General features: G+C 58.6%; 10 protein-coding genes. All 10 read left to right on the top strand.

Translation table 11 applies throughout. The annotated features are described in order from the left end of the window. Positions 1–44 precede the first annotated feature (44 nt). The 10 genes from I6L47_RS19485 (at position 45) to rnhB (ending at position 10796) form a co-directional block, all read left to right on the top strand. Entirely contained in the window at positions 45–872 is an 828-nt protein-coding gene (locus I6L47_RS19485; RefSeq protein ID WP_005338571.1) for a phosphatidate cytidylyltransferase, read from the top strand. Continuing rightward, the gene (gene ispC / locus I6L47_RS19490; protein WP_216948135.1) at positions 872–2068 is read left to right on the top strand and encodes a 1-deoxy-D-xylulose-5-phosphate reductoisomerase; all 1197 of its coding nucleotides are present in this window, start codon (positions 872–874) and stop codon (positions 2066–2068) included. Before I6L47_RS19485 ends, ispC begins: the two co-directional genes overlap by 1 nt. After that, entirely contained in the window at positions 2068–3420 is a 1353-nt protein-coding gene (gene rseP / locus I6L47_RS19495) for a sigma E protease regulator RseP (protein WP_005338567.1), read from the top strand. The genes ispC and rseP overlap by 1 nt, the downstream gene beginning before the upstream one ends. A gap of 34 nt (positions 3421–3454) precedes the next feature. Then, positions 3455–5986, top strand: coding sequence for an outer membrane protein assembly factor BamA (gene bamA / locus I6L47_RS19500; RefSeq protein WP_216948136.1), 2532 nt, complete (start codon positions 3455–3457; stop codon positions 5984–5986). A 149-nt stretch (positions 5987–6135) separates the two neighbouring features. After that, positions 6136–6648: an OmpH family outer membrane protein gene (locus I6L47_RS19505; protein WP_005338563.1), complete on the top strand. Its 513-nt coding sequence runs from the start codon at positions 6136–6138 to the stop codon at positions 6646–6648. 3 nt (positions 6649–6651) lie between these two features. Further along, positions 6652–7671 (top strand): UDP-3-O-(3-hydroxymyristoyl)glucosamine N-acyltransferase, encoded by a 1020-nt coding sequence (lpxD, locus tag I6L47_RS19510; RefSeq protein ID WP_005338561.1) that lies wholly within the window; start codon positions 6652–6654, stop codon positions 7669–7671. A gap of 63 nt (positions 7672–7734) precedes the next feature. Then, entirely contained in the window at positions 7735–8157 is a 423-nt protein-coding gene (fabZ, locus tag I6L47_RS19515; RefSeq protein ID WP_013724020.1) for a 3-hydroxyacyl-ACP dehydratase FabZ, read from the top strand. Between the two features lie 5 nt (positions 8158–8162). After that, entirely contained in the window at positions 8163–8954 is a 792-nt protein-coding gene (lpxA, locus tag I6L47_RS19520; RefSeq protein WP_005338557.1) for an acyl-ACP--UDP-N-acetylglucosamine O-acyltransferase, read from the top strand. Beyond that, positions 8947–10086 carry a lipid-A-disaccharide synthase gene (lpxB, locus tag I6L47_RS19525; protein WP_040098041.1) on the top strand — a complete coding sequence of 380 codons (1140 nt, stop codon included), beginning with the start codon at positions 8947–8949 and terminating at the stop codon, positions 10084–10086. Before lpxA ends, lpxB begins: the two co-directional genes overlap by 8 nt. A 119-nt stretch (positions 10087–10205) precedes the next feature. After that, positions 10206–10796, top strand: a complete 591-nt coding sequence (rnhB, locus tag I6L47_RS19530) for a ribonuclease HII (RefSeq protein ID WP_043818967.1) — start codon at positions 10206–10208, stop codon at positions 10794–10796. Positions 10797–10821 lie beyond the last annotated feature (25 nt).

A 10821-nucleotide genomic window follows, 5' to 3' on the forward strand; every position in this document is an offset into this window, starting at 1 on the left:
GAGAGAGGTTTCTTTTGCTAAAACAACGAATTATTACTGCTTTGATGTTGATCCCCCTGGTGTTGGGGGCGCTCTTCTTTCTGCCATTGAAATTTTTTGCCCTGTTGGCTGCGCTGGTGTTTTTGTTGGCCAGTCGCGAATGGAGTGGGTTTGTCTCTGCTGCTCCGCAGCAATGGTTACCCATCGTATTTTGTCTGTTGCTCGGTGCCAGCCTCTTTTGGCTGCCAGTGGAGCAACTCTGGACGCCCCACCTGCACCCCCTCGTGATGGGCGTGCTCTGGACCGCGGTAAGCTGGTGGCTGCTGGGTCTGCTGCTGGTGCTGCGCTATCCCCAAAGCGCCAAGCTGTGGAAAGAGTCTATCTGGCTCAAGTCGCTGTTTGGTCTGGTGACTCTGGTTCCCTTCTTCTGGTCGCTGGTCGCCATCCGTGGTTACAACTTTTACCATGACCCCATGATGGGGGCCTGGATCCTGTTGTTTGTGATGGGACTGGTCTGGGCGGCAGATTCTGGCGCGTATTTTTTCGGCAAGGCGTTCGGTAAGCACAAGCTGGCACCGGCTGTGAGTCCGGGCAAAACCATCGAAGGGATGTGCGGCGGCCTCTTTACCGCCAGCCTGCTGGCCATCGGCGTTACCTGGTCGATGGGGTTTGTTCCTGCCAAGATGATCACCGTGCTGTTTTGCTCTCTGCTGGCGGTGCTAGCCTCCGTACTCGGCGATCTGACCGAAAGCATGTTCAAGCGCGAAGCGGGCATCAAGGATTCCGGCACCCTGCTGCCGGGTCATGGCGGTATTCTCGACCGGATCGACAGCCTGACCGCCGCTCTGCCGGTGTTTCTGCTCAGTTATCTGCTACTCAGTCAGGAGTTTTGATGCACAAGTCACTGGTTATTCTGGGGGCCTCCGGCTCCATTGGTCAGAGTACCTTGAAAGTGCTGCGCCATAACCCGGGCAGTTGGCAAGTGTTGGCGTTGACCGCCGCCCGCAACGTGGATGCCATGTTGCGGGACTGCCTCGAATTCTCCCCCCGTTTTGCCGTGATGGTCGATGAGGATGCCGCCCGTGAACTGGCTGCCCGTCTGAAAGCGCACGGTAGTGCGACCCAGGTCATGTCTGGTGCAGCAGCCCTCTGCGATGTGGCCGCTCACCCCGACACCCATAGCGTGATGGCCGCCATCGTCGGTGCGGCCGGTCTGGCCCCGACCATGGCTGCGGTACGTGCCGGCAAGCGTATTTTGCTGGCCAACAAGGAGGCGCTGGTGATGTCCGGTGCTTTCTTCATGGAAGCCGTGCGCGAACATGGCGCCGAGCTGCTGCCCATCGACAGCGAACACAATGCTATCTTCCAGTGTCTGCCGACCGCCGTGCAGCGCCAGCCCGGTTTTTGCGATCTGGCGGCGGCGGGGATCAGCAAGATTTTGCTGACCGGTTCTGGCGGCCCGTTCCGTTACACCGAGATCAGCGAGCTGGCGAAGGTGACGCCGGCGCAGGCCATCGCTCATCCCAACTGGTCGATGGGGGCCAAGATTTCGGTCGACTCCGCCACCATGATCAACAAGGGGCTGGAGTACATTGAGGCGCGCTGGCTGTTCAATGCGGCGCCCGAGCAGATCCAGGTGGTGATCCACCCGCAGTCGGTGATCCACTCCATGGTGCAGTACAAGGATGGCTCCGTGCTGGCTCAGCTTGGCAATCCGGATATGTGTACCCCCATCGCCCATGCGCTGGCTTATCCCAATCGCATCCCCTCCAGTGTGGAACCTTTGGATTTCTTCAGTGTCGGAGAGTTCAGCTTTATCCGGCCTGATTATGATCGCTACCCCTGTCTGGCGCTGGCCATCAATGCCTGCCAGAAGGGACAAGCGGCGACCACTGCGCTCAATGCAGCCAACGAGGAGGCGGTTGCCGCCTTCCTGGCCGGGCGCATCGGTTTTATGGATATTGCCCGGATCAACGAGGCCGTGATGCTGGCGCTGGAGAGCTGCGCCATCGGCTCGCTCGATGATCTGTTTGCCCTGGACGGTGCGGCAAGAGCCCGTGCTCACACTTTGATTGAGGAGCTTGGCTGATGGGCGGTGTGTTGTGGAATATCGGTGCCTTTGTTGTTGCGCTGGGCCTGCTGGTCGCGGTGCACGAGTTTGGTCACTTCTGGGTGGCCCGTCGTTGTGGCGTCAAGGTTGAGCGCTTCTCCATCGGTTTTGGCAAGGCGATCTGGCGCCGGATGGGTAAAGATGGCACCGAATATGTGCTGGCGCTGATCCCCCTCGGTGGTTACGTCAAGATGCTCGATGGCCGGGTCGATGAACTCAAGCCCGGTGACGAGCAGTATGCCTTCAACCACAAGAGTGTCTGGGCGCGGATGGCGATTGTCGCCGCAGGTCCCATGGCCAACTTCGTGTTTGCCCTGTTTGCCCTCTGGCTGATGTTTATCATCGGGGTGCCGAGCGTCAAGCCGGTGATCGGTGAAGTGCGTCCGGCCTCCATCGTGGCCGAGGCGGGTGTGCTGCCGGGGATGGAGATTGTCGGGGTCGGCGATGAGCAGACCGGTGACTGGGAGAGCGTCACTTACGCCCTTATCAGCCATCTGGGTGATGATGCTGTGACTCTCAAGGTGCAGGCACCCAATACCAGCTATGCCACCGATAAAACCTTGTCGCTGACCGGCTGGACCTTCGATCCGGATAAAGAGTCGCCCATCGGCAGCTTGGGGATCGTCCCCCTGAGTGGCAAAGTGCTGCCCGTCGTGGCTGCCGTGGTGGCCAAGAGTGCCAGTGAAAAGGCGGGGCTGCAGGTCGGTGACCGTATCAAACAGGTCGGCGATCAGCCTATTACCGCGTGGGCCCAGTTTGTCGAACTGGTGCAGCAGGCACCGGGTGAACCCCTGCAAGTGGTGGTTGAGCGCAACAACAGTGATCTCAACGTGACTCTGACCCCAGATAGCCGCAAGGTGCAGGGCAAGCTGGTAGGATTCGTCGGTCTCTCGCCGCAACTGGTTCCATTACCGGATGAATATCGAATTCTGTTACAGTATGGGCCTTTGCAGGCGCTGTGGCATGGCGCGGACAAGACCTGGAGCCTGATCACGCTCACCTTTGACATGATTGGCAAGTTGATCGGTGGCATCGTGTCGCTGGACAACCTGAGCGGCCCTATCTCCATTGCCAAGGGCGCCGGCAGCAGTGCCGACTATGGTCTGGTCTATTTCTTGAGTTTTCTGGCGCTGATCAGCGTCAACCTGGGGATTATCAATCTGTTCCCCCTGCCGGTGCTCGACGGTGGCCATCTGGTCTATTTCCTGATCGAAGCGGTCACCGGCAAGCCGGTATCAGAGAAAATACAGGAAGTGGGTTTCAGGATCGGCGCCGCCATTCTGATGTTATTGATGGGCATTGCGCTGTTTAACGATTTCGCTCGCCTCTGAGGCCAGAGCATCAACAAGGACACATAAGAACAAAATGGCTGTTAAAAAAGCATTGGTGTTGAGTTGCCTGCTGGGTGCCAGTTTCCTGGCCCAGGCGGCCCCTGCCTCTTTTGTGGTGCAAGATATCCAGGTCGAAGGTCTGCAACGGGTGACCCTGGGTGCCGCACTGTTGAACCTGCCGATCCGGGTCGGTGATACCGTCGATTCCGTGGCTCTGGCCAGCGCCATCAAAAAGCTCTATGCCTCGGGTAACTTCGAGGATGTGAAGGTTTACCGTGACGGCCAGGTGCTGCAAGTGATGGTCAAGGAGCGTCCGACCATCTCCAGCATCGAGTTTGCCGGCAACAAGGATATCAAAGAGGAGCAACTGACCCAGAGTCTGGAGTCCTCCGGTATCCGTGTGGGTGATCCGCTGGATCGCACCGTACTCACTTCCCTCGAGAAGGGACTGGAAGATTTCTACTATGGCGTGGGTAAATACTCCGCCAAGGTCAAGGCCATCGTCACCCCGTTGCCGCGCAACCGGGTCGACCTCAAGTTCACCTTCGTGGAAGGGGAAGCGGCCAAGATCCAGCAGATCAACATCGTCGGTAACAGCGTCTTCCCTGAAGAGAAGCTGATTGCCCAGCTCTCCCTGCGCGACGAAGTGCCCTGGTGGAACTTCACCGCCGATCAGCGCTATCAGAAGCAGAAACTGGCCGGTGATATCGAGACCCTGCGCTCCTACTACATGGACCGCGGCTATATCCGCTTCCAGCAGGAGTCTACCCAGGTCTCCATGACCCCCGACAAGAAGGGCGTCTATGTCACCCTCAACATCAAGGAAGGGGATCAGTACAAGGTCTCCGGTGTCCAGCTCAAGGGTGACCTGATCGACCGCGGTGGCGAGATGAAGGGGTTGATCCCGATCGCTGCCGGCAGCACCTACTCTGCCAGTCAGGTGACTCATACCGAAGAGGTGCTATCCAAGTTCCTCGGCCGTTACGGTTATGCCTATCCGAAAGTGGTCACCTTCCCACAGATCAATGACAAGACCAAAGAAGTCGAGCTGATCGTCAACGTTGAGCCTGGCCCCCGCGTCTATGTGCGCAACATCAACTTCAGCGGTAACGCCACCACCGAAGATCAGGTGCTGCGTCGCGAGATGCGCCAGATGGAGGGCACCTGGCTCTCCTCCGACAACATCGAGCAGTCCAAGAGCCGTCTCAACCGCCTTGGCTACTTCGAGAGCGTCGAAGTGGACACCAAGCGGGTGCCGGGCAACGATGACCTGGTTGACCTCGACTTCAAGGTCAAGGAGCAGCCAGCAGGCTCCATCAACGCCGGTATCGGTTACGGTACCGAATCTGGTCTGAGCCTGCAGGCGGGGATCTCCCAGGACAACTTTATGGGTACCGGTAAAAAGGTCTCCATCAACGCCAGCACCAACGACTACTCCAAGAACGTTGATCTGAGCTACAACGACCCCTACTTCACCGTGGATGGTGTCAGCCTGGGTGGTCGGGTCTACTACAACCAGTTCCGCGCCGATGATGCCGATATCGTCGATTACGAGAACGAAACCATCGGTTTCCGTCTCTCCAGCGGCTTCCCGGTCAACGAGTTCAACCGTCTCGACTTCAGTACCGGTATCGAGAGCACCAAGCTGAGCCGTCCGTCATTCAATGCCCAGAACTATCAGGAGTGTCTGAAGGACAATCCGGATACTGATGGCAATACCTATTGCTGGGATCAGTGGAATGATAACCGCCAGTCGGTACAGATGGATCAGTTCTGGAATGCTTACTCACAGGATGGTTCCAACCTCGATTTCGTGACCGTTGATGTCACCGCTGGCTGGACCCGCTCTACCCTGAACAAGGGGATGTTCCCGACTTCTGGCGATCGTCAGCGTATCAACGCCAAGGTGACCGTACCGGGCATGGAGCTGCAGTACTACAAGCTCTCTGCCGAAGATGCCCACTACTTCCCGCTCGATGCGGATCACAGTTGGGTAATGATCGGCAAGGGTCGTGTCTCCTACGGTAACGGCTATGGCGATGACTCCATGCTGCCGTTCTTCGAGAACTACTATGCCGGTGGTTTCGATACGGTGCGTGGTTTCAAGAGCAATACCATTGGTCCCAAGGCGATCTACAAGACCTACAACAAGCCGGGTGCTGGCAGTTGCACGGGGTCTCAGCCGTGTGAAACTGGCTACTATGAAGGTTCCGACACCTCGGTGGGCGGTAACGCTCTGGCCGTCGCCTCACTGGAGCTTGTCTTCCCGACCCCGTTCGTTTCCGAGACCTATCGTCCGCAGATCCGTTCTACCGCCTTTATCGATGCCGGAACTGTCTGGAGCACCGATTTCGCCAATGGTGCCTACCCTTGTGCCGCTGGGGCAGATTGCAACTACTTGAGCCAGGACTACTCCAGCCCGGGCAATATCCGGGTCTCTGCCGGTGTCTCCCTGCAGTGGCTCTCGCCGATGGGTCCGCTGGTGTTCGCCCTGGCCAAGCCGATCAAGAAATATGAAGGGGATCGTACCGAGTTCTTCTCCTTCAACATCGGTCGTACTTTCTAAGCAGAGTTTCACCCCCACCCATGCGGTGGGGGTCTTCAATGATGGGACGCGCAGTATGCGTGCCTCACCAGGTAACAAGACGGTCCTAACGCCGCTTGCATAATCGGGTAAATCAGGTAGCCCTCGCCATGAGGGAACAAGGAGTAAGTGTGAATAAAGCGTTGAAAGTAGCTGGTTTGAGCTTTGCACTGATGGCTGCCGGCATGGGTTCTGCCTTCGCTGAGACCAAGATCGCCGTGGTGGATATGGGCGAAGTCTTCCAAAAGCTGCCCCAGCGTGAAGCCGTTGCAGCCAAGCTGAAAGGTGAATTCGAGCCGCGCATGCGTGAGCTGCAGAAGCTGGAACAGGAAGGCCAGAAGCTGGTCGAGAAGTTCCGCAAGGATGAAGCCTTCATGAGCGCCGAGCAGAAGAAGCAGAACCAGGAGAAGCTGGCCAAGCTGCAGATGGAGTTCAACCAGAAGCGTCAAGCCTTTGAGCAGGACAACGGCCGCCGTCAGTCCGAAGAGCGCAACAAGATCCTGACCAAGGTGCAGGCAGCCATCGATTCCATCGCCAAGAGCAATGGTTACGATCTGGTGCTGGAGCGCAATGCCGCCCCGTATGCCGCCAGCAAGCTGGACATCTCCGGCCAGGTTATTTCTCAGGTAAGCAAGAGCAACTAATTGATGGCATTCACTCTCGCACAGCTGGCCCAGCAACTGGGGGCCCAGGTCCATGGCGACGGAACCCTGGAAATCCGCAAGGTAGCGACACTGGAAAAGGCCGGGGAGGGGGATATCACCTTCCTGTCCAACAAAAAGTACCGGCACTATCTGGAGCAGAGCAAGGCGACCGCCGTGCTCATTACAGAAGCGGATCTGCCATTTTGTCCCACCAATGCCCTGGTGCTCAAAGACCCCTATGTGGGCTTTGCCCGGGTAGCCCAACTGCTGGACACCACCCCGCAGCCGGCCACGGATATTCATCCGAGCGCCGTTATCGCGGCTGACGTGCAACTGGGCGAGAGAGTGGCTATCGGCGCCAATGCAGTGATCGAATCCGGCGTCGTGCTGGGTGACGATGTACGCATTGGCCCGGGCTGTTTTGTTGGCAAAAATACCCGGCTGGGAGCGCGCTCCCGGCTGTGGGCCAACGTTACCCTCTATCACAATGTGACCATGGGCACCGACTGTCTGGTTCAATCCGGCACAGTGATCGGCGCCGATGGTTTCGGTTATGCCAACGAGCGTGGCGAGTGGATCAAGATCCCCCAGCTCGGCGGTGTGACCATTGGCAACCGGGTCGAGATCGGTGCCTGTACCACCATTGACCGCGGTGCGCTGGAAGATACCCGCATCGCTGACAACGTCATCATCGACAACCAGTGCCAGATCGCCCACAACGTGGAGATCGGTTACGGCACCGCCGTGGCGGGCTCTACCGTGATGGCTGGTAGTCTCAAGGTCGGCAAATACTGTATCATTGGCGGCGCTTCCGTCTTTAACGGGCATATGGAGATCTGCGACCAGGCCACCGTTACCGGTATGGCCATGGTGATGCGACCCATTACCGAGCCCGGTGTCTACTCTTCCGGCATCCCTCTGCAAACCAATAAAGAGTGGCGCAAGACCGCCGCCCGGGTAATGCGTATCGAAGAGATGCACAAGCGGTTAAGCAAGCTTGAGAAGAAGCTGGATCAAGAATAATCACGATTGGTATAGGGTACTGTTTTGACTACTGAAAAGAAGAGCCTGGGTATCCAGGAAATCATGGATCTGCTGCCCCACCGTTATCCGTTTCTGATGGTGGATCGTGTAGACGACTACGAGATCAGCGATGAGCGCAAAACCCTGCGTGCCATCAAGAACGTCTCGTTCAACGAGCCGATCTTCCAGGGGCACTTCCCGGCCAAGCCGGTGTTCCCGGGCGTACTGATCCTGGAAGCGATGGCACAGGCCACCGGTATCCTGGCCTTTACCATGGTGGGCAAGCCGTCTCCCAACGAACTCTATTATTTTGCCTCAATCGACAACGCTCGCTTCAAGCGCCCGGTCGGCCCCGGTGACCAACTGGTGCTGGACGTGGAGTTCCTGAAAGAGCGTCGCGGTATTGCCAAGTTCACCGGTGTCGCCACCGTCGACGGTGAAGTGGTCTGTACCGCCGAGCTGATGTGCGCCAAACGCGAGGTTTAACACACGTGATCGACCAGACTGCCATCATTCACGATACTGCCATCGTCCATGAGTCTGCCGTGATCGGTAAAGGGGTTGAAATCGGCCCCTTTTCTGTCATCGGCGCCGAGGTGGAAATCGGTGACAACACCTGGGTAGGTTCCCATGTGGTGATCAAGGGCCCGACCAAGATTGGTCGCGGCAACAAGATCTTCCAGCACACCTCCATCGGTGAGGATTGCCAGGACAAGAAGTACGCCGGTGAGCGCACCTTCCTCGAGATTGGCGACAACAACGTCATTCGCGAGAACTGCACCTTCCACCGTGGCACCATTCAGGATCAGAGCCTGACCAAGGTGGGCAGCGGCAACCTGTTCATGGTCAACGTTCACGTTGCCCACGACTGCATCATCGGTGACAACTGCATCTTCGCCAACAACGCGACCCTGGCGGGCCACGTGGTGATCGGTGACTTCGTGATCTTTGGTGGCCTCTCCGCCATTCATCAGTTTGGTCGCGTCGGCTCCCACGCCTTCGTCGGTGGCTGCGCCGCCCTGAACAAGGACGTGCCGCCTTACGTGATGGCCGCCGGCAACTACGCCAAGCCGTTCGGGGTCAACTCCGAAGGTCTGCGTCGCCGCGGTTTCAGCGCCGAGGCCATCTCTGCCGTCAAGCGTGCCTACAAAGAGATCTTCCGCTCCGGCAAGACCATCGAAGAGGTGCTGCCTGTGCTGATTGAGATGGCGCAAGCCGAACCGGCCGTCCAGCTCTATGTGGACTTCCTCAAAGATAACGAGCGCGGGATCATCCGTGCCTGATCCGGTTCGTATCGGTATCGTCGCCGGAGAGGTCTCCGGCGACATTCTGGCTGCCGGTCTGGTGCGCGAGCTGCAAGCCCGCTACCCGGATGCGCAGTTTGAAGGGATCGCCGGGCCGCGGATGCAGGCCCTCGGCGTCAAGGCGCTGTTCGAGATGGAAGAGCTCTCCGTCATGGGGATCACCGAGGTGCTGGGCCGTCTGCCGCGCATCCTCAAGGTCCGTCGCGAACTGTTGCGCCACTTTATTGCCAATCCGCCCGATATCTTCATCGGCGTGGATGCACCGGATTTCAATATCGGAGTGGAGCTGAAACTGCGCCGCGCCGGTATCAAGACGGTTCACTATGTCAGCCCCTCGGTGTGGGCCTGGCGCCAGAACCGCATTCACAAGATCAAGGCCGCTACCGACATGGTGCTCGCCTTCCTGCCGTTCGAGAAAGCCTTCTACGACCGCTTCGACGCCCCTTGCCGTTTTGTCGGTCACACCATGGCGGACGATATTCCGTTGGTGCCGGATCAGGCTGCCGTGCGTCGCAATCTCGGTATCGATGCCAATCGCCGCTGGCTGGCGGTGCTACCGGGCAGCCGCACCGCAGAAGTGGGCTTTATGTCCCCCCTGTTTCTCGAAGCGTGCAAACACCTGACGGTGCGCTATCCGGATCTCGGCTTCATCGTGCCGCTGGTCAACCAGAAACGGCGCGAGCAGTTTATGGCCATCAAGGCCGAGGTAGCGCCGGGTCTCGACATGGTGCTGCTGGAAGGGCAGGGCCGCGAGGCGATGATCGCCGCCGACGTAGTGATGCTGGCCTCCGGTACCGCGGCGCTCGAAGCCATGCTGGTGAAAAAGCCGATGGTGGTGGGTTACAAGCTCAAGCCCTTCAGCTATTGGCTGGCCCAGCGACTGGTAAAGACCGAATTTGTCTCTCTGCCCAACCTGCTCGCCGGTCGCATGCTGGTGCCGGAACTCATCCAGCACGAGTGCACCCCGGAGAATCTGGTGGAAGAGGTGAGCAAGTACTTCGAGCACGACAACAGTGCGCTGGTCAACACCTTCACCGAGCTGCACCAGCTGATCCGCTGCAATGCCGACTCGCAGGCCGCCGATGCGGTGGCGGATCTGCTCGGCAGATAACGCTATTTCGGACCGTCGATTGCGCCGCGCAGCCCGTTAATCCGTTTTCCGAGCGGTGATGCCGCGCCAGTCGACCCCTGTCAGGCCCCACGGGGCCTGTTTTGATTCAAGGCTACAAGATGATGATCGATATTCCTGACGACAAGCTGGTTGCCGGTGTGGACGAAGTGGGCCGTGGCCCCCTGGTGGGTGACGTGGTCACCGCTGCGGTCATTCTCGATCCCGCCAATCCGATCGCGGGGCTCAACGACTCCAAGAAGCTCTCCGAGAAGAAGCGCCTCGCTCTGTTTGACGAGATCAAAGAGAAGGCGCTCGCCTGGGCCATCGGTCGCGCCACTCCGGAGGAGATCGACGAGCTCAATATCCTGCATGCCACCATGCTGGCGATGCAGCGAGCCGTGGCGGGACTGAAGGTCACCCCTGAGCTGGTCTTTATCGATGGCAACCGCTGCCCTGCATTGCCGATGGAAGCGCGTGCCGTGGTCAAGGGCGATAGCCTGGTGGCCGCCATCAGTGCCGCCTCGATCCTCGCCAAGGTGACCCGCGATGCGGAGATGACCGAGTTGGACAGTCGTCATCCCGAATATGGTTTTGCCCGTCACAAGGGTTATCCGACTGCGGAGCACCTCGCCATTCTGGCCGAGCGTGGCCCGTTGCCCGAATATCGCAAGAGCTTCAAACCGGTGCGCCGCGCACTGGGGATCGAGTAGACCATGCCATTTAGTTTGAGCAGCG

Origin of the sequence: Aeromonas sp. FDAARGOS 1417 (genome assembly GCF_019046985.1) — a bacterium.
Taxonomy (GTDB): domain Bacteria; phylum Pseudomonadota; class Gammaproteobacteria; order Enterobacterales; family Aeromonadaceae; genus Aeromonas; species Aeromonas veronii.